Genomic DNA, 24,507 nt, shown 5'->3' on the forward strand with positions numbered 1-24,507 from the left:
CTTCTGTTATAGGTAGGGGTGTAGGGTTGAAAGCAGGTAAAACGCGGAGTGCCGTACGGTTACACGGCGACCTCCTTGCCTTGAGCCAGGGATTCGAAGGCTTTATCCGCCAGATTCAACGCACGCTCACCATCCAGACCGGAGCACTCCGGCTGGGTGCGGCCATTCAGTACATCGACAAAGTGCTGCCACTCTGCCGCGTACGCCGCGTGATAGCGTTGCAGGAAGAAATATTCGGGTTTCGCCGCCAGACAGCCGTCGTCGGTCCACTGCTCGACCACGTTTTCGCGGATATTGCCCGCGCTGAGCACACCTTTCGCACCATGCAGTTCGAGACGTTGATCGTAGCCGTAGCCGGAGCGGCGGCTGTTGACGATGGTCGCCATCGCGCCAGAAGCAAATTTCAGCACGATAAATGCGGTATCAATGTCACCCGCCTCACCAATGGCCGGATCGACCAGATTGCTGCCTTGTGCAAAGACTGACACCGGCTCCTCGCCCATAATGAAGCGCGCCATATCGAAATCATGGATCGTCATGTCGCGGAACATACCACCGGAAACGCGAACATATTCAGCAGGCGGCGGCGACGGATCGCGGGAGATAATCAGCAGGGATTCTGGTTTTCCGATGCGCCCCTCACCAGCCAGCGTTTTGACGCGGCGGAATTGCGGGTCATAGCGGCGGTTAAACCCGACAAACAGCGGCACGTTCTGCTGCTTGACGACGGTCAGGCAATCGCGAACGCGGGCAATATCCAGATGCACGGGTTTTTCGCAGAAAATGGCTTTGCCATGTTTGGCAGCCAGTTCAATCAAGTCGGCGTGCGTGTCGGTCGCAGAGGCAATCAGGACGGCGTGCACCGCCGGATCGTTCATGACTTCATCCACGGTTTGCACTTTGGTATGGTAGCGTTCGGCCAGCGTCGCGGCATTGGTTGGGTTGGGATCGACGACCGCGTACAGATTGGTTTCTTTGTGTGCCGCGATGTTCACTGCATGGACCTGGCCGATACGGCCTGCGCCCAGTAAAGCGATGTTAAACATAGATGCTCCCTTGCTGCCTGAGTGGCGTTTAATGCCAGACTGAAAAAGTGACGGGATAACGGCTAGTCGCATTCTTCCCCCAGCCCCATCACCCGCTTTTTACCACAAATCCTGATAGCTAAAATAAAACATTTATTTCAGTTTTGTATAAATTGAAAATTATGTTTTTGCGTGTCAGTTAACATTTTCATGACATCTTCGCTGTTTTCTGCAACCCCAATCACACATCATCTGAGAACGTTTGTGGGGGTATACATGCCTATCAGGGGATCGGTTAGGCGCTGGCGTAAAAGGGAGGGAAAAATGAAACCGTGGTTTGAAAATGAAATGAATATTTCAGATTGGTTCAGGAATATAAGGGAGGATTAGGCAACACTACAGATCGCACACTTCATCTGCACAGACTGTCTCTTCATCACATTTTATTCAGATTCAGAGACCATTTCGTGCGCTACAATAAAGACATTCCATGCCACCTCGTAGCACGCGCCCGACACAGGGCGGCTCAGTTGCCGTCGCCCTGTGAACCCTGGCTTTCGGCTAAATTATGTCGCTGCGCGATGCCATCGGTGTTCATGAGCACGATTCGAGCCGCCAGTGACGCGTTCCCTACGCGGCACTGGCTTTCGCGGCATCCATGCCGCTCACTCGATGCTCACGCCCACCGCTGCATAATTTTTACGCCGAATAACACCCAAATCCCACTTACATCCCGACATTATTTGTGACTCAGAAATAGCCACTAAGGGGAGATCACCTAATATTGCCGTGCGCGGGAGAGCGCAGCTTTCACGTTATTGGCTGCCGTCTCAATCTCTGGATTATCCGCAACCTGCGCCGTGCCAGTGCGCCACCAGGATTCATAGCCGTGCGTCATGGTCTTCGGCAGCACTTTGATATCAAGCAGCACCGGTCCTGTATGCTGGCGTGATTCCACCAGCGCCTGTCTAAGCGAGGCTTCGTCATGCACTCGCCACGCTTTACAGCCGTAGCTTTCCGCGTTCTTGGCGAAATCGACCGGAATAAGTGCACCGCGCAGCTGCCCCGATTCCGCATCGCGGTAGCGGTTTTCCGTACAGAAGCTCCCCATTCCCTGACTCATTTGCAGGTTGTTGATACAGCCGAAGCCCGCGTTGTCGAACAGCAGCACGGTGATTTTAATGCCTTCCTGTACCGCCGTTTGCAGTTCGGTGTGGAGCATCAAGTAGGAGCCGTCACCAACCATCGCATAGACGGGCTGTTGCGGCACCGCAAGCCGCGCGCCAATTGCCGCCGCAATCTCGTACCCCATGCAGGAGTAACCATATTCCAGATGATAGCTGTCCGGCGTTTTCACCTGCCACACGCGCTGTAGATCGCCCGGTAACGACCCTGCCGCGCCAACGACAACCGCGTTATCCTCCAGTTCATCATTCAGGATCCCCAGTACGCGCGTTTGCGTCAGGTGGGTATTCAACGTCTGGCGATATTCATCCAGCTTGTCTTCCAGACCATCCACCACTTCCGGCACCAGTTCACCTTTATCCTGCACGGTAAACAGCCGCTGTAGCTCGCGTTCCCATTCCGCACGCGCCTGTTCGACAGCCTGCTGCCAGCCGCTACGATAGGACGCCGTCGCCAGCCGTTCGGCCAGCGCTTGTAGCCCGACGCGCGCGTCGGCAATCAGGGGCAGCGCATCCAGTTTTAGCGCATCAAATTCGGCAACGTTAAGCAGTAAAAATTCTACGTTCGGGTTCTGAAACAGCGACTTGGAACCGGTGGTAAAATCGGTTAAACGCGTCCCGACGCCAATCACCAGATCCGCTTCTTGCGCCAGCCGATTCGCCGCCAGCCCGCCGGTCACACCGATACCACCGCAGTTCAGCGGATGTGAGGAAACAATCACACCTTTGCCCGCCTGCGTTTCACCAAACGGAATCGCAAACTGCTCGGCAAACTGAGCCAGCGCATCATGTGCGCCGGAATAACGAACGCCACCGCCGCAAATCAGCATCGGGCGGCGCTTTCTGGCAATCAGCGCTGCCGCTTCCTCCAGCCGTGCCGCATCTGGCGGGCGACGTTCGAGGTGATGGACACGCTTGCGGAAGAACGATGTCGGATAATCCCAGACTTCCGCCTGCACATCCTGCGGTAAACACAGCGTTACCGCGCCGGTATCGGCCGGATCGGTCAGCACGCGCATGGCGTTAATCAGCGCACTCATCAGTTGCTCAGGGCGATTAATGCGATCCCAGTAGCGAGAAACCGGTTTAAAGCAGTCATTGGTGCTGATCGACAGATCGTGATATTGCTCGACCTGCTGCAACACCGGATCCGGCTGGCGGCAGGCGAAGAGATCGCCGGGCAACAGCAGCACCGGAATACGGTTGGCGGTCGCGGTCGCCGCGGCGGTCACCATATTTGCCGCCCCCGGCCCCACCGACGAGGTCACCGCATAAATTTTCCGCCGCTTGTGCTGTTTAGCGAACCCAACGGCGATGTGCGCCATTCCCTGTTCGTTGCACCCTTGATGCACAGTGAGGCGGTTCGCCTCCTGCTCCAGCGCCTGACCGATGCCCAACACATTACCGTGACCAAAAATGGTCATGACGCCCTGCACAAAAGGGGATTCTTCACCGTCTACGCTGATGTATTGCTGGTTGAGAAAACGGACCAGCGCTTGCGCCATGGTGATGCGACACGTATCCATTGATCTACTCCTTAAATAAGGATCTGATTTCTATAATGAAATATGTATATTCAGCGAGCATTTCGTGCGCGAAAATTTAGCCATTCTTATGCTACGTTGCAGCACGCGCCCGACTCAGGGCGCTCAATCGCCGCCGCCCTGAGAACCCAGGCTTATGGCGATAAATTATGCCGCTACGCGGGCCCTTCGGTATGTGTCACCGTCATCCGAACCGCCAGTGACGCGATTACTCGCCCCATAAACGGGGCTCGCCCTGCGGGCCAGCACAAGTGCTGTTCAAAAACGTCATTGACGTTTTTGTCATCCGCGGCACTGGCTTTCGCGACATCCCTGTCGCTCCTTCGGCGGTGCACCTACCTCAGCATAATTTTTGACGCCAGCAGAGCAAAACCGGTGCACTATTTTCACCACACGTTATAGGTCAAATCCTCACTCTAGCGTGGGCATGATGAAGCTGCTGGCGTGGTGTTCCAGACGGACGCTGGCGGGCCAGCGGCTGGTGACGGTTTTCATTCGGGTGTAGAAGCGTACGCCGTCGTTGCCGTGGACATTCAGCGGCCCAAAAATGGAGCGTTTCCAGCCGCCGAAGCTGTGGAATGCCATCGGTACCGGAATCGGGACGTTCACGCCTACCATGCCGGCCTGCACTTCTTCGCAGAACTGACGCGCCGTTTCACCATCACGGGTAAAAATAGCCGTACCGTTACCGTATTCATGGTTGTTAATCAGCGTTACCGCCGTCTGGTAATCCGGCACGCGCACCACGGACAGTACCGGACCAAAAATTTCTTCCTGATAGATCTTCATCTCTGGCGTGACGTTATCGAACAACGTCGGCCCAATAAAGTAGCCTTGCTGATGCCCTTGAACAGATAGCGTGCGGCCATCGATACGCAGCGTCGCGCCCTGATCGACGCCACTTTGAATATAGTCGGCAATCTTCGCCCGGTGCGGCGCGCTGATCACCGGTCCCATCTCATTTTCCTGCCCGTCCACCAGCCCCGGTCCGACACGCATCGCGTTGATCTGTGCGTTCAGGCGCTGATTCAGCGCTTCCGCCGTGTCATCGCCAACAGCGACTACCACCGACAGCGCCATGCAGCGTTCGCCCGCGGCGCCAAACGCCGCACCCATAATCGCGCTGGCCGCCATGTCCATGTCGGCATCCGGCATCAGGATGCAGTGGTTTTTCGCCCCGCCCAGCGCCTGACAGCGTTTGCCGTGCGCCGATGCCGTCTGATAAATGTATTCCGCCACCGGCGTCGATCCCACAAAGCTCACCGCCTGCACACGCGGGTCGGTCAGCAGGACGTCCACCGCTTCTTTATCCCCCTGAACGACGTTAAACACGCCGTCCGGCAGGCCCGCTTCTTTCAGCAGTTGTGCCAGCAGCAGCGAGAGCGACGGATCTTTTTCAGAGGGTTTCAACACAAAGGTATTGCCGGTCGCCAGCGCAATCGGGAACATCCACATCGGCACCATCGCCGGGAAGTTGAACGGCGTAATCCCGACACACACGCCAAGTGGCTGCATGAGTGAATGGCTATCCACACCGGTGCCGACATTCGCCGAGTGTTCGCCTTTTTGCAGATGCGGAATACCACAGGCAAATTCAACGACTTCCAGACCGCGCGTCACCTCTCCCACGGCATCGGAATACACCTTGCCATGCTCCTGTGAAATCAGCCGAGCCAGCGTATCCATTCGTTCTTCCAGTAGCGCTTTGAAGCGAAACAGCACGCGCGCGCGACGCAGCGGAGAGTGTTTTGACCACGCAGGGAATGCCGCCGCCGCACTGGCAATTGCCTGCTCGACTTCCGCCTTATCAGACATCACAACCTGGCGAATCTGCTCGCCCGTCGCGGGGTTATACACCGCGGCGTAGCGTTGGCTGTTGCTGGAGGCAATCGCCCCCTGAATGAAGTTAGATACGGTTTCCATGTTTACACCTTTGTGGGTTTTGAGGAGACAAACGGCTGATATCGGATTACAGTATATGAAATGAATATTCCATTTAACGTAAAAATAAAATAAATGTTGATTATTGTGATCCGCTGCGAATTTTTAGGTAAACTTGAAAGCAGCTGTCCATAAAGACAGGTGAGCAGCCTCTGAAAATAGCCGTATCGATAAAAGGTGTGCCGCCGGAAATGTCGTACAGATAAAACAGCCGCATCCAGAAATGAATTTTCTGTTCCGTTTCAGGCGCCAGTCATGAAATCGCGCTAATGGGATAGGTTCTTATACGTCTTTGGGAGATAACCCGATATGCCCATGGCAACCAGCCTGAGAGAATTACAGGAACAGATCCGCGAGCGTTATGATTCGCTCAGTAAGCGGTTACAGCAGGTGGCGCATTATGTGCTGGATAATACCAACAGCATCGCTTTCGATACCGTCGCGGTGATCGCCGAACGCGCTGACGTTCCCCCCTCAACTCTGATTCGCTTCGCCAACGCCTTTGATTTCAGCGGCTTCAACGAAATGAAACAGCTGTTCCGTATGAACCTGGTGGAAGAAACGGCCAGCTATACCGACCGGGCGCGGCTGTTTCGGGCGATGGAAGCTGATGCCGTGCCAGAAACGCCGCTGGATATTCTGCATGAGTTTGCCCGCTCAAACGCGCAGGCGATGCAGCAGCTCGCGGCACGCACTCCGCAAGAGGATCTGCAAAAAGCCGTCGATCTGCTGGCACAGGCGGATACCATCTATATCGTCGGGCTGCGGCGCTCGTTCAGCGTCGCCACTTACCTCACCTATGCGCTTAGCCATCTGGAAAGCAGTCCTATTCTGGTCAACGGTCTGGGCGGCATGTTTCGTGAACAGCTCAGCCGTGTCAGTGCTCGCGATGTGGTGGTTTCCATCAGCTTCTCGCCTTATTCACAGGAAACCGTGATGGTCAGTGAGATGGCCGCGAAGGCCGGAGCGCGGCAAATCGTCATTACCGACAGCCAGATCAGCCCGCTGGCGACGCTCAGCGATGTCTGCTTTGTGGTGAAGGAAGCGCAGGTTGATGCGTTCCGTTCACAGTCCGCCACGCTGTGTCTGGTGCAATCGCTGATGGTATCGCTGGCATACCGACAGGGAAACGGCGCAGAACAGAGTGAAAAACAGCAGCGCGGCTAGCCAGTAGCCAGAACCGTTTAATCAACAGGACAACCATGTAGGGAGAGCCGTTTTATGCTTAAAGTCATCGCACAGGACTTTATTAAGCCTGAGTGCATCGAAATCGTTATGCCGCTGTACCGCGAATTAGTAGAGAAAACCCGACAGGAAACGCTGTGCATCTCCTATGAGCTTTTTATCAATCAGAAAGATCCGGGGCATTTCACCTTTATCGAAACCTGGCCGGATAGAGCCGCACTGGATATTCACTGCCAGACCGAGCACTTCCAGCGGCTGGTGCCGATGATCAATAGCCACCAGCGCGCCGAGTGCACTTTCCTGCTGATGGATCCCTTTGACGGCACGACCACCTCGCTTTAACCCATCCGATTTTAGGTCGCCTGGCGGCCTAAATATCGTCGTAATTCCTCGTTATTTTGCTTTCGTTGACGCCAATTTTTAATTCATTTTTTTTGAATTAAAATCTCAATTTTTTCTGATTTCACATTATTCACAACCGGATAACATACAAAAACCTTCTGGCAACTGGCGATTTAACGGTTCAGTCAGCAGGAAAATGAATATCAAACAAATTAAATAATTTGATAATCATTCTAATGATTCTGCTTATGCCTTCTTATTCTGGCAACAGCCGCAAAGGATAAAGAGTGCATCGGTAGATATCGGCTCTCATTCAGGAGGAATCGATGTTTAAACTAAAACAGGTGGTCGCATTTACGGCGCTGATGGCGACGGCAGCGACCAGCTATGCGGCAGTAGAAGCCGATAAGCGCCCGATTAACGAGCTTTATCAAAACGCGTTACGGGAAGGCGGTATTGTGACCGTCTACGCGGGCGGTGACACACCGGGTCAGCAGGATGGCATCAAACAGGCGTTTGAGAAACGCTTTCCGGGCATGAAACTCAACGTCATTGTGGATTACAGTAAATTCCACGATGCTCGTATTGATAACCAGCTGGCAACGAATACGCTGGTGCCGGATGTCGTACAACTTCAGACCTTGCAGGATTACCCACGCTGGAAAAAAGAAGGCGTGCTGCTGAACTATAAACCTATCGGCTGGGACAAAGTGTACCCCGCGTTTAAAGACAAAGACGGCAGTTGGACCGGCGTATTTGTCGATGCGTTCAGCAACGTGGTCAATACCAAACTGATTGCCGAAAATGCCTGGCCAACAGAAGCGAATGACTATTTACGTCCCGATCTGAAAGGCAGCATTGTCTTAACCTATCCGAACGATGACGACGCCGTGCTGTTCTGGTTTAAGCAGGTCGTGGATAAATACGGCTGGGAGTATGTCGCTAAATTCAAAGAACAGAACCCGGTTTACGTTCGTGGCACACAGGCTCCCGCAGACGATGTTGAAAGCGGTAAGTCAGCAGCAACATTCTCAACCGACGGTGCACTGGCTCCCGATCAAAACGCGAATTCGCGCTTCGTTCTGCCTAAAAGCGATCCGTTTGTTTCCTGGGCCCAACGTGCAGCCATTTTCAAACAGGCTAAACACCCGGAAAGCGCCAAGCTGTATCTGAGCTGGTTGCTGGATAAAGAAACGCAGAGCAATGTCTGGTATATGTGGTCAGTGCGTACTGACGTGGCACCACCCGCTGGCTATAAACCTATCTGGGAATATAAGAACACCAGCCCGCAGGCTTTTGCTGACTTCATGAGCGATCGTGCGGCGGTAGAATCGTTCCGTGCTCAGATCGGTCTGTATCTTGGTGAAGTGAAAGGTGAACCGTCTCCGGGTAACCTGGGGCTGCATCCAAAAGAAGCATTACCGCACTAAAGACCTCCCCCTCTGGATGTGCACCTAACACATCTGGCTAGGTTTTAGAAAAGCCCTTATCGCCAACAAAGCAATAAGGGCTTATTTGTCACTTTCGGTGTTCAGCATTCAACACTCATTGGCTGGTGGAAGACTGCTGTAAATAATCCGTCAAAAAGTGTTCTGGGTTACCCTGTTCGGACAGCGATTTACTGTAACCGATGCGAACAGGCTGCGCCTCACCGGGTAAGTAGAGTTCGCCATATCCCTGGTTCATGATCAGCACCACGAACTTTTTATGATCAACCTCTAGCCAATAGCGTGTGCCACTGGCTTGCTTTTCAACGTTCATTTTTTGGATTTTGGTATTCCACTCATGGTCAATACCGGTAATTTGTACCAGCGCCGTAGAGTCAGCCGGCTCACCAATGCGTAGCGTCCAGACCTGTGCCCCTTCAGTGCCTTCATACGCTTTGATCAGCGTCGCAATAGGTGGACGTGGCGTTTCTGCCGCAGCCACACGGGCAAATGAGAAAAGGCAAATCAGCAGAATAAACAATCCACTCAATGTAGTTCGTAGCATGGTCATGATTCAGTCCCTGTTTGTGGCACTCGGTGCCCTGTAAAAATACGCCTTCTATCGATACTGACGATCCTGAATCCCCATTAGGGAACAGAGCCCCGATAGTATCACAGCCCTCAAGTATCAGGCTGTAGACTGGTGTATTCAGGCAACTTCAGTTCGACGACGGCCTTTATTTTTTGCCCGATAGAGCGCCATATCCGCTGACTTTAACCAGTCCATATATTGGCCCATTTCCGGCGAAATCTCTGCGATACCGACGCTGACAAACACCGCTAACTGCGGCGTTTGGTTAAGGAACTTCAGCGACAAACTCTCCCGAATGCGACTCACGGCATCCAACGCCTCTCCCGCGCTGGTCTGCGGCAAAATAACGGCGAATTCATCTCCGCCAAACCGCCCAATCACATCCGTTTCACGAAAACCAGATGTCAGCTCGCGCGCCAGTAACAGTATCGCCTGATCGCCGACGTTGTGCCCAAAGTTATCGTTAAAGGCTTTAAAATGGTCGATATCAAACAGGACTAACGTCGCCGTGCGCTTGTAGCGCTGACAAAGGTCGAACTCGTGTTTCAGCAAACGTTCCCAGTGGTGGCGGTTATAGAGGTTGGTCATCCCGTCATGGATACTGACTTCCATCAGCATACGTTTGTGCTCCGCCAGCTTCAGCGCGGTGTTATAAGTGACATAACCCAGAAAAATGGGGTAGATCAGCAACATTGGCACACAGGCATAAATCTGTATCGGTGTCGTATCGAGTGAAACCGGCACCGCAAACAGCACAAGAACCGATACGCAGGCAACGCACTGTAATAGGATGCCCTGAACAAATAGCTTGATTCCACCGCCGGCCGTGCCGTTCATCCCGACCATCGCAGCAATCACCGCGCTGGGCAGGAGATTCACTCCCATAAACCCTATCCAGATGCCACCAAACACCACATCAAACAATAAATTACGTTTCTCGCACCGCATAGGATCGCGCGACCGTAGGGATAACAGGTAGGCAATGTGGGGCCAGGCAAAGGCGTTAAGAAGGAGCAGTCCCCACAATAACACCGGTATAGGCTTGGTAATCAGCACCGAGGCAATAAAGAGAGAACACAGTATCGTCCCGACAATGCGTGGAATATAGACCCGCTGGGAAAAGCGTAGCCCTGAGCGACGTACATCTACCGTCAAAAACGTCGGCGGTGAGGCTGACATAACGACCCCCATGCGGTTCACTAACGAATAGCGAGAAAAAACATTATGACTGAAAGCATGTCAGCAATAGTGCGCTGTTTTTTAATTTATTTTGTTACATAACGAACCGATACCGTAAAGGCCAACAGAGTAACACAAATGTTAACTCGCGGTGGTCTTACCCGTGACGGCCATTCCGTACCGATTATTGCCTCAGGTGCTACCGTTATTAATGATCGGTGTAATTAATGATTAAGAGGGAGAGGGTTGCAAACGGTTGATATGAATGGTCAAAAACATGATCTCATCGGTGGTGAGTTGGCAGCCGTAGTTTTTTTCCACATAGTCATACACTTTCATCGCGCAGGCGTAGGCTCGCGGCATCATTTCAGTGATCCCCTGATAAATGGAATCATCGCCGTGGCTCACGGTTTCCCGATTTAACAGACGCAGGGCAAAAAACTTCAGATGCGTAACTAAGCGCTGATAATTGAGAGAATGCTCATCAAACGTGATATGGAGATCGTATTTCAGAATGGTCAAAATATCTTTAATGATGCCCGCACTTTGCATCGTGCTCTGCATATCGCTGTTATTCGTCGCATTTGCCAGATGCAGCGCAATAAACCCCGCTTCATCCTCCGGTAAATCGATACCCAGTCTGGTGCGAATCAGCGCCAATGCCTCCAGCCCAACGGCAAATTCACTGTGATAGAACTGGCGAATATCCCATAGCATCAGATTCTTGATCGCCTGCCCTTTTTTATGGCGTTGAATGGCAAAGTTGATGTGGTCGCTGAGTGCCAGAAACAGCGTGTCCTGTACGTTAAGCCGCAGCGTTTTTTGCGCCAGCGTAATAATTTGCTGCGTTACGGCCAGACAGTCCGGTGGAATGTCCGCCAGCAATTGTGACAGCACATCCGCCATACCGTCGCTTTTCTTCACGAACTGGCTTTCAATACGCTGTTGATCGATAGGGTCGCCCACTTTTTTGCCAAAGCCGACGCCTTTACCTATCGCCACAATTTCCCGTCGGTCATCTGCCAGCACCAGCACGGCGTTATTGCTCAATATTTTTTTAATTATCATCGCATCAGCCGTCCTGTCTGATGGGAAGGCACGCTGACCTTCCCTACCGTTTAACGCCTCAACGTGATATCGACGAGGCATTTTCTTTTATCATTTACGCTTCTGAGCTATCCAGCCCATTGTTTTTAATGACATTAGCATACCAGTATGCGCTTTTTTTACGGATACGCCGCAAATCTTTCAGATCGAACTCTTCACGGTTCACGTAAATAAAGCCATAGCGTTTCGAGCATCCCTGATGGGTGGAAATGAGATCCAACGCCGACCATGGCGTATAGCCGAAGACATCCACACCGTCAGTGATCGCAAGCTGGATTTGCTCAATGTGGCGTTGCAGGTAGTCGATGCGATAATCATCGTTAACCTCACCGTTTTCATCCAGCGTATCAAACGCGCCCAGCCCATTCTCCGTAATGATCAGCGATAAATGGTAGCGATCGTGCAGCTCACGTAGCGTATTGCGGAAACCGATGGGATCGATTTCCCAGCCAAAGGCATTTTTCTGCAAAAATGGATTGGTTGCGCCACGATGAACGCCTTCTTCACCTGATTTCAGGTGCTGATCGCCGCCACGTGCAATTTCATCCGATCCGTCGCCCTTGCTGGCTTCAACCGTTTGCGAGGTGTAGTAGTTAAACGCGATGAAATCGGGTTTGGCCGATGCCAGAATGTCCATATCGCCGGGCAGAATCTCCGGCGTATAGCCTTTCTCTTCCATATAGCGCCATGCCGCCGTGTTGTAACGGCCGTGCACCGCCATATCCAGATATAACCAGTTGCGGATCGCGTTATAGTTGAACGCGGCCATCACATCTTCAGGCTTCGCTGATGCCGGGTAAATCAGCGCAATGTTGGGTGCCGGACCAATTTTCGCGCCGGGCACTTTTGCATGCAGCGCATTCATCGCTTTTGCCTGTGCCACCAGCATGTTGTGGTTCTGTTGGTAGAGATTCTGCTTCGGATTTTCCAGCGTGGGATCCAACGTACCCAGTGCGGAACCGTGCAAAATCATCATGTTCTGTTCGTTGATGGTCAGCCAGTACTGCACTTTTTCACCGTATTCATCAAACAGTACGTTGGCAAAACGTTCAAACGCATCCACCGTTTCCCGGCTGTACCAACCGCCTTTGGCCTGCAACGCCTGCGGCAGATCGAAATGGTACATCGTAACGATCGGCACAATACCGTAATGCAGCAGCTCATCGATAAGATTGTGATAAAACGCAATGCCCGCCGGGTTTACCTCACCGCTGCCATCGGGAATGATGCGGCTCCAGGCGATGGAAAAACGGTAGGTTTTAAAGCCGATATCGGCAAACAGCGCCACATCTTCCTTGTAGCGGTGGTAATGATCGCTGGCGACTTTAAAGTCCGTGGTGCCCTCAGGATAGGACGTTCTGGCATCAATCACCGACGGCCCCTTGCCATCCTCATTCCATGCCCCTTCAACCTGATAAGCCGATGTCGCCGCGCCCCACAAAAACCCCTCAGGGAAACGTTTAAGATGACGGTATTTCACTGTTTTTCTCCTTTCCTTAACGAGATCATGTCAGTAAGACATCACTGATGTTATGGGTGGCGCGCGATCGGGCTGGATTCAGGCAAAAAAAAACCTGATACGAACATGTCTGGATCACATGCGTCGTATCAGGTTTCGCTCGGGCCTTGACCCGATCACGTCCTTCTTATCGGGTTATATCCGCTAACCATCGTAGACTCAAACCGAGGTCGGGTAATCTGTGATGAATATCACCGATAATTTCCTCACCTGAGTAGGATTTGCTCCCTGCGCCAGCTATCCCAGAAATGCGGACTCACTGTTCATGCCCATCGTCATGTTCTCGTGCACCGTTGAGCCTCACAAGCCGCTTCAACAGACTCAGCAGTTTCATGCCATCCGGTGACCCCAGCCCCGTACAGGCATCCCAGCCTTCAGAAGCCACAAATGCCCCATTATTTCCCCGTACGATATCCTTGCAGCTATTACGATTACGGTACAGCAAGGGAGGGATAAACAACGATGCCGAATGGGTCAGCGCCAGCATACGCGCCAGCAGTCCTGCCCACAGCGGTGCGACGGCGCTGGTTCCGCCAACCACGCCTTCTCGCCCGTTAACTTCAACCAGATAGCCCGTTTCAGGATCGGCATTGCCGCTGACATCAGGTACGCCACGGTGTTGCAAGGGATGATGACCGCCGTATTTGTCTACCAGAGACAGCCCTAATTGCCAGCCGGGCAGCGCAAAATACTGGCTAACGCCACCGCCTGTTGCGCTACCGTCCCGGCTATGCCAGGTGGTTTCTTCCATCGCTTTTTGCAAGCGAGTGCCGCCACAGGCTAAAACATAGGGACTGGATGCAGGAAAATCGACGTGCAAGCCGTGGGGTTCACCATCTTTTGAACCGCGATCGCCAGACGCAACACACACCGTAATCCCTAGCGCAGCCGCTGTCTGAAAGGCCTGGTTGTACACCTGTAATGATTGTGCCGTCCATTGTGACTCGCTGGAACCCCAGCTAATCGAAATCACCGACGGCGCATTTTTCTCATCATAAATCGCAGCGTTGATCGCTTCCAAAAACCCGGCATCGGTATTCGGCGCAAAATACACCACAATTTTGGCGCCTGGTGCCAGCGAACCCGCAATTTCGATATCCATCTGCACTTCGATATCAATCGGGCTCACCTCTTTGTCGCCCTCTGACGATGCAAGGGCATTCCTGCCGCCCCCCACACAGACATCGACGACCTGAGGAGGATTGACGCCCATGCGTTTAAAATAGTGCTCCAACTGCGGCAGGCGGTATCCGCCCCCCAGTTCAATAATACCAATGCACTGCCCCGCGCCGTCATGCTCTGGGAAGTGATAGAGTTCCGCGAGTTCGAGCGGCGTATAGCCCGACGGGCGCTTTGCCGCATTGGAGAACGTATCATTGATACGCAGGCAACAGTTCGTCGCCAGACGTTCATCAAGGCCTAATACGGCAATCACCACGCCCTGTAGATATTCCGGCAGGTAAATCCCCCCAGCTCTCCCACGAAATGCCCCGTGTTTGTGGTCATACCGGGCTAAGCTCACGCGAAACGCCTGCTCCATTTGCCCTACCGTCCCCGTTAAGAAGACAGTTCGACTGGCAGCATGTTCGCGTTCGATAGAGAGCCGATGATGCCGCGCAAACGCGCGAACATGCTCAATATCTGCCTCATCAGCGCTGAATTTTCTGGCATAGTCGGCGCGCGACAGCGGTCTGTTGGCATTGATACCGCCAAATTGCGGATCGATGCTATCGTGCAGTTCGGCGTAATACTCTTCATCTGGCGTAGTAAAACGTAACACCAGCATGATTCTGACTCTTTCATTCACATCACAGCGCTCGCGATATGCCGCGTCAGCGATATTGCCGCGCTCACTCCCTTTCAATAATTGGTAAGTCATCGTCTTCTCTCCCACTCAGCTATTTGCCGTCTGGTTCAATGTGACTCAATGCCGCGTAAATCTGGCGTTTGTCGTTCTGTGACAGATGCTCAACATTAATAGAAGAAAGAAATGCAGCCTCTTGCTGAGGCGTGAAATGCCCGCCATTCGCGAGGTAACGCTTAATGCTAACCAGGAGCTGATCATCAATCGTGAGTAACGTAGGCCTGACCGTGTCATTCAGCGAAAGCGGCGTCCAGTCGTTCTCCGGTGTCGCAAGCCAGTCCGCCATGTAGCGATACTGAATGGCTTTGCTGGCATTCATTAATGAAGTAAAAAACAGCTGCGTACTTTGGGGGGATAAGCCTACGGCAGCGGATTGCTCCCGCGCCTTACTCAAAATACGTTCCTCTTGCTTCAGATCCTCAACCGGCAGGTGTTGACGGGCTTTATACCCCGCGACATCCTTCATCAGCACCATCCTCTCCTGAATCAGTTGATAGATTCCAAGAGAACTATCCTGCACGGCCGCATGCAGAGGGAGACACCAGGCAGAACTCATCACTAACGAGATAACAGCGGAAATAGGCACATTCATCGGATTACACTCTCCTGTTAGCACTAGCATGAAGATCTATGGCTATGTTTTATTTCGCCATTGCGGCAGGAGATAATAGATTTCGCTATATGAATCTTCCATGACGAAACTATTTCAATCATTACCTTCGGGACACACTTCCTCTCAAAGATGTCTCGTTTCATCGAGACAACCGCAATTAAGGTGTTAAATTACAATCAGATAGGGGATAACAATCCAGAGTCTTCCCTCCGGGTTCGACATGATTAAGATACAAACGATAACCAAATGAAATAGTTCAAATTGGTTACTAAATGGAATTATTTCGTCAAGCAAAGGCGCACAAAAAAGCCCGTCGTGGCACCTGGCCATGACGGGCTTGATTAATACCCTAAACGTGCGGGGATCGATTAGTGATCGGTGAGGCCATACAGCGAGCTACGGCGCTGTAGCATTTGACCACCGTCACGCGTTAGCGGTACCCAACCGACTGCCCCACGTTTCACGGTAGGTTCAGTGAACAGCAGATCAAACGGTATGGAGACGTAGAAGCCCTTGCTGAAGCTCCCTTCACCATATTCAGCGGCGCTGACGTTGGTTTTGGTTGCAAAGGCACCCGCAACAATCCCGCTGTCAAAGCGGCGGGACAGATCGATAGTGACCCCTTTGTCCCCTGCCAGATAGCGGCCCACGCTCACTTTCGCCACCGCACCTTCCACAAACGGCAGTTCCCAGTAAGCGGTCAGATGGCCCGTCACCACATCATAATCGGCCATTCTCATGATGTCGTTCCAGTCGCGCTGTTTGACATAGTTAACATCCATCCCCAGCGCCCAGCTTTTACCGAACGGACGATACAGCACTTCAGAACCAACCCCTGCGTACATCATTTCCAGATAACCGCCGTAGACCTGGGTATACCAGTCCTGTGCTGGGTTATCCCTACGAGTCAATTGCAGATTGGTCAGCAGCAGATCCGAAGAGGTGACGTATTCACGCACCCAGGTTCTGACACGTGGCAGCGCTGCGCCATCCGCCGGAGGCGTTTTGTAATTGAACTTGTCAAAGTTATCCAACAGGTTCAACGTCGCCGTTCCCCCTACGCTCCAGTGATCGCTGAGTCGGTAGTCAACGTTACCCTTCAGGGCAACCTGATACATGTAGAAGGATTCAGGACCACCGAAGGACTGCGTTAGCGTCGGATCTAATGAATACGTCAGGCGATCGGGCTGTGCGAGCAGCACCTGCTGACCACGAATGTCGGATACTGGCTCTTTGCGATGCGTGTCCGGTTCCGGTTGCCCAAGCGGAAAGGCAGCCTGTTGAACCTGATGGAAAGCTTTGGCATCCACTTCCGTGCTGGCAATCGGTAAGCGCTGGCTACGCTGAACAATGTGGTATTCATCAATACTACCCGGTACATGATTCGCCAATACCGTCGCCGCACGCTGTGTCGCCTGATCGCTATCACGATACTTGGTTTGATCGGCAACAATGGTGACCTGTTTTTGGTCAGCGTAGATATCGGCATCCTTAAAGCCAGCCTTATCATTCAGCTCTTTCGAAACGAGCTGCCAGTTTGTTCCTTTGCCATCCTGAACCGGCGCATAAACAGGGGGCGCATCATCTAAGTAGTTCGGCTTCAGGCTGTTAAAGTTGGTACGCAGGGTAAAGCCCCACATCAGGGTATTGCCGCGCTGCCACGACAGCGTAGTATCCAACACATCGCCTACGCGGTAGACAGCGCCGATGTTGAAAGGAGAATCATGCTTAAGCTGCTGCGGCACACCAGTGGATGACGTTCTTTCGGCACTGTAATCGTTGCCGTCATATTCCAGCTTTAAGCGCAGGGGATCCCAGGGGGTCTGGTACTCAACGCCACCAAACAGTGCAGACGGTCCATGGAAGAAATTACCGACCTCAAATTCTCCCCCGGTACCTGAAAAGCCTTCACTACGCTGGCAGAAACTCGCTTTCAACGAACAGGCAGGGTTTTTAATATTGCCGCTCTGGGCCATGTTGCCCCACCCCATACCCAGCGTAAAATCAAATGGCCCCATACGCTTACTCGCCACCAGATATTCGCTATCAAACAGGCCGGTACCAGCAATGTCACGCAATCCTACAGAAACATCCGGCATCCAGTAACTTTCTTGCCATAAACGGGCTTTAACATCGAATGACTTATCTTTATAGGTTTGGCTACCGCTGAAAGAGGGATCACTACTATAAGGGCGAGTACGGATGTCGGTATAACGCACCGTGGTTTCCAGCCAGTCAAAGAGCTGGAGCGACACGGAATAACGCCGATATTCCTCATTATCGCGGTAGTTAAGACTGAATTCGCCTGTTTCCGCCATACGTGCGGTCGGCATCTGCAACAGGCCCGTACCGCCAAAATCAGACTGCGATACCCCCGCAGGCTGAAAGCGCATATTCGGGTTTGTCGCAGTACGGCTGCTTTCTGTTTCAGCCGCTATCGCCTGCGCACTCAAGATGCCGCCAATCGCCAACGACAGACAGCTTAATTTAACGTTTCTGTTCTTGGTCATTCGAGTGGAGTCCGGTTAGCAAGGTAGTCAGCAAGCTGATCGTTAAGTGATGACATATCCTGTGGTAAAACAGCGGGATCAAAACCGATAAAGAGCGTTTCGCCCGCAGCGGGTTCAATATGCTGACGGTTCCACAACGCCAGCGGCACCTTACGCCACTGACCGTTCCCACCAATCAGATAGCCGTAACTGTTATCCGCTCCTGCAATCAGCCGCCGTCCAGAGAGATAATTTTCGACTGACCATCCGGCACGCAGCGCCACTTTGCCCGATGTCTCCAGTTCACCCACATCAGCAGAGGTATTGACCAGACCAATCAGCGACAGCTTGTCATCATGAGGTGCAACATACAGAGCATATTCTCCGACCAGAGGGCGATTATTTTCTATATAGAGACGCACGCGATCAGGATCCAGCTCCGTGCGGATACGACCAGCAACATTAATCGGGTCAATCGTCTTTCTCAGAAGCCAGGCGGAAATGGCCAAATCACCATCGCCAGAGTTACGCCAACGCGTTTCCAGCTCAGCCAGCTTTTGCAGCAAGACATCGCCCTGTGCTCGTACCTTCTGCGTTGTCGCAAAATCAGAAATAAACGCCGTTTGCCAGTTGATATTCTGTGGCCAGGAAACTTGTTCGTAAAATTTTTCAAGACGCGTACCGTCGTCAAGTTTAACGACAGCGACCGTCTCTTGAGGCGATTTCACCGTCAGTTGCGCAGACGTCGCAACGCCGGAAACCAGCAGCAACAAGGTAGCGATACGATTGAGTGCTAACATTGCAGCCCCTTATTGTACGTAGGGTTTTAATACGGTGAATTTTACCAATGCCATATCCGGCCCCATATACTGCTGGCTTTGGACCACACTTCCGTTGGCCGGATCAAGCCAGTAGCTATTAGTGTAAGATTCGTTCAGCGTGGGAACGGTAACCTGCTCATCGAAGCGCAGCAGCTCACGCGAGGTATCCAGAATTTTTACGGTTTCTTTGCCGCGGGCATGAAAAACGGACGTGGTAGCGTAACCGCCACGGAAGACCTGAGCCCATTCAACCCGGCTTTGCCATGTCATTGGCGTCGATGTCTTCAACAGGCCTAATGTCAGGGGATCTTGTTGCAGGTTGTCCACATAGGTAATGTCTTCGCCGAAGCCCTGCGTTTTCACCAGGCGGCCATGTTGGGTCGATACCATGTTTTTATCGGCCCCAATCCATTTCAACTGATTTTGTTCGGCAAAAGCGAGCACGACAAACGCCTGAGGCGCTTTCCCCACCTTCAGATAGGCAGACGCATAGGGCGTATTGGCAACCTGTTTAGCTGTCACATGAGTGTCATCTTGCCCAACAAAAGCCAATTTGAACGTTTTCCCTACTGCATTCATATTCTGGGAACAACCAGTCAATAGAATTGAGAAAAGAGGGATGGCAATCAGCGCTTTCATTTCTGCTATTCGTTTTATTCTTGTCATGCGATGAAGTTCTCGTTGAACAGCGTAGCCCGGAAAAAGAAAGGCCACCGAAGTGGCCTTGGAACTTAAACGGAATTAACTACGAGTACCAGTGACTGTCGTTGTTCCCGTGCTCGGGCTGTTGTCGTCATTGCTGGCAACAGCAACAGCTACACCAACAGCGACAGCAGCAGCAACACCAACTGCAATCAGAGCAGTGGAACCAGCAGCAGCACCAGCACCAGCGGCACCAGCAGCAACACCAACACTTGCGTTGGTGGTCGTGGTGGTCGTGGTACCCGCAGCCGTTGCGCTGGAGACGCCATCAACAGCAAACGCGTTTGACGACATGGCCAGAACAGCGGCCAGCGTGATTAACGTTTTCTTCATTACGATTTCCTTTTTAACATGAAGTACTTCAGGGTGGGGTACCGTCAAAAAGACCATACCCCGTCCTTCATTCCAGCCAGCACAAGGACAAAATATCTTATACCTCGTTTACTGACCGTTACCGGGATCCTCCCAGTAATGAGTTACAGTTCAATGGCGAGCAAACCACCTCTGATAAGTAACACCAGAAAGCAAAACTACAACTCAATTTTTGCAACACTGTTAAAAATAGCAAGATCCCGATGTAATAAACAGCAATGATCTCGGTAAAAAAGCAGATTTCTTTAATGAAATTTACAGTATTCCAGAAAAAAAGTCATAGATATCTTAACGATATCAATACACTCATTCAGCAATATAAAAAACGCCAGATATTTCCTAATCTGGCGTTTTATTAACAAGTAACACTATCTAAGCATAAGAAACGATTATTCCAACCATTCGGTATGGAATACGCCTTCTTTATCCGTACGCTTGTAGGTATGCGCGCCGAAATAGTCGCGCTGAGCCTGGATCAGGTTAGCAGGCAGTACGGCGGAGCGGTAGCTGTCGTAATAGGCGATCGCAGCAGAGAACGTTGGCGTCGGGATGCCTTGCTGGACAGCGTAAGACACCACGTCACGCAGCGCTTGCTGATATTCGTCCGCGACTTTCTTGAAGTAAGGTGCCAGCAGCAGGTTAGCGATATCCGCTTTCTGCTCATACGCATCGGTGATTTTCTGCAGGAACTGTGCACGAATGATGCAGCCAGCGCGGAAAATCTTGGCGATTTCGCCGTAGTTCAGATCCCAGTTATTTTCGTCTGATGCCGCTTTCAACTGTGAGAAGCCCTGAGCATAAGAAACGATTTTACCCAGATACAGCGCACGGCGCACTTTCTCAACAAACTCAGCTTTATCACCACCGAATGGCTGAGCAGTCGGGCCTGTCAGCACTTTAGACGCAGCAACACGCTGATCTTTCAGTGAAGAAAGGTAGCGGGCAAAAACGGATTCCGTGATCAGGGACAGCGGTTCGCCCAGATCCAGAGAGCTTTGGCTGGTCCATTTACCCGTGCCTTTGTTAGCGGCTTCATCCAGGATCACGTCAACCAGATATTTGCCTTCTTCATCTTTTTTCTTGAAGATATCGGCAGTGATTTCAATCAGGTAACTACTTAACTCGCCTTTGTTCCACTCAGAGAACGTCGTAGCAAGCTCGTCGTTGTTCAGATTCAGTGCCTGCTTAAGCAGCGCATAAGCTTCAGCGATAAGCTGCATATCGCCGTATTCAATGCCGTTATGCACCATCTTGACGTAGTGACCAGCACCATCAGCGCCAATATAGGTCACACAGGCTTCACCGTCAGCACGTGCGGCAATCTGTTCCAGAATCGGAGCAACCAGTTCATAGGCTTCTTTCTGGCCACCCGGCATGATGGAAGGCCCTTTCAGCGCGCCCTCTTCTCCACCGGATACACCTGTACCGATGAAGTTAAACCCTTCAGCGGACAGTTCGCGGTTACGACGAATGGTATCTTTATAGAAGGTGTTACCGCCATCGATCAGAATATCGCCTTTTTCCAGGTAAGGCTTCAGCGACTCAATCGTTTTATCGGTTGCTTCACCGGCCTTCACCATCAGCAGAATACGGCGGGGTTTTTCCAGGGATTCGACAAACTCTTCAACGGTGTAAGAAGGCACCAGTTTTTTACCCGGATTTTCCGCGATAACTTCATCGGTTTTATCAGAAGAACGGTTAAAGATGGAAACGCTATAGCCACGGCTCTCAATGTTCAGCGCCAGATTGCGCCCCATCACCGCCATACCGACAACGCCAATTTGCTGTTTGGACATTAAAGCAACTCCTGTCTGAAGGATAACCTGCCTGCAACGACGACAACGATTCGCGTTGCGACCCCGCAGGCAATTTAAAAACAGGCCAACATGGTAACTCAGCTTTGCGTGAGTGGATAGTGATTGGTTTGATAGCGAAAGCTCGCTCGACAAGCGCGTAAGGCGAGAAAAAGAAAAAACCGCAGAACGATTCAGCAATCTGCGGTTTTACAGCGTGTTATCACTCAATATTACTTTTTCAGCAGTGCCTTAATACTTTCTTTAAATTCGGCACCAAACTCTGGATTGCGCAATCCATAAGACACAAACGCCTGTGCGTAGCCCAATTTACGGCCGCAGTTAAAGTTTTTTCCCGACATCTGCACAGCATCAACCTGCTGGGTCGCAATCATATCGGCAATCACATCCGTTAACTGAATGCGTCCCCATGCACCAGGAACCGCTTTTTCCAGTAATGGCCAGGCATCAGCAGTTAATACATAACGCCCTACCGCAGAAAGGTCAGACCCGGTTTCAGAGGGCGCCTCGGGTTTTTCGATCATCGACGTAATTGCTGCCGCATCGCCCGGATTCACCAGCGGTTTCTCACAATCGACAACGGAGTACTCTGGCAGTACCTCATAAGGACGATGTTTCACCAACACCTGGCTGCGCCCTGTTTCTTCAAAACGGGAGATTAACAGCGCCAGGTTTTCCTTCGTCTGATCTGCCGTGCTTTCATCCAGCACCACATCTGGCAACACCACCACGAACGGGCTGTCCCCGACGATTGGACGAGCACAGGATACCGCATGCCCTAGCCCCAGCGTTTCCCCCTGGCGAACGTTCATGATCGTCACGCCTTTCGGACAGATAGACTGAACTTCGGCCAGCAGTTGACGCTTGGCACGTTCTTCCAGCAAAGACTCAAGCTCAAAAGAGGTATCAAAGTGGTTTTCGATAGCGTTTTTCGACGCATGCGTCACCAGAACAATTTCTTTAATCCCCGCGTTAACGCATTCGTTAACGATCTTCTCTATCACCGGACGATCAACCAGCGGCAACATTTCCTTAGGAATTGCCTTGGTCACCGGTAACAAATTCATCCCTAAACCTGCAACAGGGATAATAGCTTTCAATGATGTCATGGATTGACTCTCTTCAATCTGATGGTTTCTATCTAACTGTTTTGATCTGGCTAACTGTTTTGATCTGGCCGATCGTTTTCACCCAGCGAGGGTAATGCCATAACGCCACGCATGACACTAAGATTACACCCAATCAGCCACAAAGCGATCTCAGGCAGCGACTTTTTCTGCTTCCCGCACATCGATAGCAAACTCAACCAGCAATACCGGAATAGAGAAGCGACCAGATGATGTTGAACTAACGCTCCGAGTGGGTAGGCTGAGCTTATTGTTAAGATGAGGAGCCAGTTACCTTATAAAGATCAGTTCTGTCGTAGTAACCGTAGAATATCCTCAGTTTTCTCAATCATCAGGGCATGGTCAGCTTTAGACTCAACGTTTAAGCGAACAACAGGCTCTGTGTTAGAAGAACGAAGGTTAAAGCGCCAATCCGCAAACTCCAGGCTGATGCCATCAGTTTCGTCAATAGACACCGCGTTAGGTAAGTAAGCGGCTTTAACACGATCTATCGCCTTAGCGGGTTCATTCAGCGTAGAGTTAATTTCGCCAGACGCCGGATATGCCTGCATTCTTTCACTCACCAGATCCCGTAAGCTTTTCTCTTTTACGCAGAGTAATTCCGCAACTAACAACCACGGAATCATCCCTGAATCACAATACGCAAAAGAACGGAAATAGTGGTGCGCACTCATTTCCCCACCATAGATCGCGTCTTCTTGCCGCATCCGTTCTTTAATAAAGGCATGGCCGGTCTTTGACATAACCGGTTTGCCCTGATGGGAATTGACGATATCAATCGTGTTCCAGCTCAACCGAGGATCATGGATGATTTTTGCACCAGGTTCCTTTTGAAGGAAAGCTTCGGCCAATAAACCAACGATATAGTATCCTTCGATAAATTCGCCAAGATGGTTAAACAGAAAACAGCGATCGAAATCACCATCAAACGCAATCCCCATATCTGCCGAATGTGCGATAACGGCATCAGAAGTATCTTTTCTACATTCAGGCAACAGCGGGTTGGGGATGCCATTCGGAAATGAACCATCGGGTTCGTGGTGTACCTTGATAAAGGTTACAGGCATATTGAGTTTATTGAACTGTTCCTCTAGGGCATCAATAATATGACCTGCAGCACCGTTGCCACTATTAATAACCAGTTTCAACGGTTTGAAATTTTCAGGCTTAATGTAGCCCATTAAATGTTCAATGTAACTTTCAAGTACAGAGATCTTGGTGTAACTGCCGCGGGCGTCCTGCTGGACGGGGGAGAAGTTATTTTTTTCAGCCAATAGCTGTATATCTCGTAATCCCGTATCACCACTGATGGGTTTCGCACCACTGCGAACCAGTTTCATACCATTATAATCAATTGGATTATGGCTTGCTGTTACTTCAATACCACCATCAACTCCAAGATGGAAAGTCGCGAAATAGACCTCTTCAGTACCGGATAACCCGATATCCAGCACATGAACACCTGCGTCCATCAGCCCATCGGCCAGAGATAATTTCAGGCTCTCACTTGTCAGACGGACATCACCACCGACAACAACACGCGTAGGTTTGAGTAATTCGCCATACGCACGACCAATTCGGTAAGCAATATCATCATTTAATTCGCTTTCCAAACGGCCACGAATATCATAGGCCTTAAAACAAGTTAACTTTTCCATGA

19 protein-coding genes are annotated in these 24,507 nt (G+C 51.5%); 3 read left to right on the forward strand and 16 right to left on the reverse strand.

Going from position 1 to position 24,507, the window contains the following annotated elements; genetic code table 11:
* Window positions 1–59: 59 nt before the first annotated feature.
* From iolG to AB8809_RS15950, 3 genes are all read right to left on the reverse strand, one after another.
* Window positions 60–1,046, reverse strand: coding sequence for an inositol 2-dehydrogenase (gene iolG / locus AB8809_RS15940; protein ID WP_015839610.1), 987 nt, complete (start codon window positions 1,044–1,046; stop codon window positions 60–62).
* 757 nt (window positions 1,047–1,803) lie between these two features.
* Complete coding sequence (gene iolD / locus AB8809_RS15945; protein ID WP_349854925.1) at window positions 1,804–3,735, reverse strand: 3D-(3,5/4)-trihydroxycyclohexane-1,2-dione acylhydrolase (decyclizing); 1,932 nt, start codon at window positions 3,733–3,735, stop codon at window positions 1,804–1,806.
* Window positions 3,736–4,164: 429 nt separating this feature from the next.
* Window positions 4,165–5,676, reverse strand: coding sequence for a CoA-acylating methylmalonate-semialdehyde dehydrogenase (locus tag AB8809_RS15950; RefSeq protein ID WP_180777277.1), 1,512 nt, complete (start codon window positions 5,674–5,676; stop codon window positions 4,165–4,167).
* Window positions 5,677–6,003: 327 nt separating this feature from the next.
* On the opposite strand from AB8809_RS15950, the gene AB8809_RS15955 reads away from it, so the two are divergent.
* From AB8809_RS15955 to AB8809_RS15965, 3 genes are all read left to right on the forward strand, one after another.
* Window positions 6,004–6,861: a MurR/RpiR family transcriptional regulator gene (locus AB8809_RS15955; protein WP_015839607.1), complete on the forward strand. Its 858-nt coding sequence runs from the start codon at window positions 6,004–6,006 to the stop codon at window positions 6,859–6,861.
* A 54-nt stretch (window positions 6,862–6,915) separates the two neighbouring features.
* Complete coding sequence (locus AB8809_RS15960; protein ID WP_349854928.1) at window positions 6,916–7,221, forward strand: putative quinol monooxygenase; 306 nt, start codon at window positions 6,916–6,918, stop codon at window positions 7,219–7,221.
* Window positions 7,222–7,547: 326 nt separating this feature from the next.
* The gene (locus tag AB8809_RS15965) at window positions 7,548–8,651 is read left to right on the forward strand and encodes an ABC transporter substrate-binding protein (protein ID WP_180777284.1); all 1,104 of its coding nucleotides are present in this window, start codon (window positions 7,548–7,550) and stop codon (window positions 8,649–8,651) included.
* 115 nt (window positions 8,652–8,766) lie between these two features.
* Here AB8809_RS15965 and AB8809_RS15970 read toward each other — a convergent pair whose 3' ends face one another.
* The 13 genes from AB8809_RS15970 to cpsG form a co-directional block, all read right to left on the reverse strand.
* On the reverse strand, window positions 8,767–9,219 hold the full coding sequence (locus tag AB8809_RS15970) for a hypothetical protein (protein WP_015839604.1): 453 nt from the start codon (window positions 9,217–9,219) through the stop codon (window positions 8,767–8,769).
* Between the two features lie 138 nt (window positions 9,220–9,357).
* On the reverse strand, window positions 9,358–10,419 hold the full coding sequence (adrA, locus tag AB8809_RS15975) for a diguanylate cyclase AdrA (protein ID WP_181829432.1): 1,062 nt from the start codon (window positions 10,417–10,419) through the stop codon (window positions 9,358–9,360).
* Between the two features lie 231 nt (window positions 10,420–10,650).
* Window positions 10,651–11,487, reverse strand: coding sequence for a BglG family transcription antiterminator LicT (gene licT / locus AB8809_RS15980; protein WP_342412708.1), 837 nt, complete (start codon window positions 11,485–11,487; stop codon window positions 10,651–10,653).
* A 94-nt stretch (window positions 11,488–11,581) separates the two neighbouring features.
* Complete coding sequence (locus AB8809_RS15985; RefSeq protein ID WP_349854931.1) at window positions 11,582–13,006, reverse strand: glycoside hydrolase family 1 protein; 1,425 nt, start codon at window positions 13,004–13,006, stop codon at window positions 11,582–11,584.
* Window positions 13,007–13,301: 295 nt separating this feature from the next.
* Window positions 13,302–14,924, reverse strand: a complete 1,623-nt coding sequence (locus tag AB8809_RS15990) for a S53 family peptidase (protein WP_349854934.1) — start codon at window positions 14,922–14,924, stop codon at window positions 13,302–13,304.
* 19 nt (window positions 14,925–14,943) lie between these two features.
* Window positions 14,944–15,501: a chorismate mutase gene (locus AB8809_RS15995; RefSeq protein WP_015839599.1), complete on the reverse strand. Its 558-nt coding sequence runs from the start codon at window positions 15,499–15,501 to the stop codon at window positions 14,944–14,946.
* Between the two features lie 389 nt (window positions 15,502–15,890).
* Complete coding sequence (locus AB8809_RS16000) at window positions 15,891–18,032, reverse strand: YjbH domain-containing protein (protein ID WP_349854936.1); 2,142 nt, start codon at window positions 18,030–18,032, stop codon at window positions 15,891–15,893.
* Entirely contained in the window at window positions 18,029–18,811 is a 783-nt protein-coding gene (locus tag AB8809_RS16005) for a capsule biosynthesis GfcC D2 domain-containing protein (protein ID WP_320703333.1), read from the reverse strand. The genes AB8809_RS16000 and AB8809_RS16005 overlap by 4 nt, the downstream gene beginning before the upstream one ends.
* 9 nt (window positions 18,812–18,820) lie before the next feature.
* A complete protein-coding gene (locus AB8809_RS16010; RefSeq protein WP_320703332.1) occupies window positions 18,821–19,498 on the reverse strand; it encodes a YjbF family lipoprotein in 678 nt (225 codons plus the stop codon).
* Between the two features lie 75 nt (window positions 19,499–19,573).
* Window positions 19,574–19,867, reverse strand: coding sequence for a hypothetical protein (locus AB8809_RS16015; RefSeq protein WP_320703331.1), 294 nt, complete (start codon window positions 19,865–19,867; stop codon window positions 19,574–19,576).
* A gap of 428 nt (window positions 19,868–20,295) precedes the next feature.
* Entirely contained in the window at window positions 20,296–21,702 is a 1,407-nt protein-coding gene (gndA, locus tag AB8809_RS16020; RefSeq protein ID WP_010281382.1) for an NADP-dependent phosphogluconate dehydrogenase, read from the reverse strand.
* Between the two features lie 230 nt (window positions 21,703–21,932).
* Window positions 21,933–22,829 (reverse strand): sugar phosphate nucleotidyltransferase, encoded by an 897-nt coding sequence (locus tag AB8809_RS16025; protein ID WP_015839594.1) that lies wholly within the window; start codon window positions 22,827–22,829, stop codon window positions 21,933–21,935.
* Window positions 22,830–23,131: 302 nt separating this feature from the next.
* Window positions 23,132–24,505: a phosphomannomutase CpsG gene (gene cpsG / locus AB8809_RS16030; RefSeq protein ID WP_349854939.1), complete on the reverse strand. Its 1,374-nt coding sequence runs from the start codon at window positions 24,503–24,505 to the stop codon at window positions 23,132–23,134.
* Window positions 24,506–24,507: the final 2 nt, after the last annotated feature.

The sequence above is a fragment of the Pectobacterium aroidearum genome (assembly GCF_041228105.1).
Classification (GTDB): Bacteria; Pseudomonadota; Gammaproteobacteria; order Enterobacterales; family Enterobacteriaceae; genus Pectobacterium; species Pectobacterium aroidearum.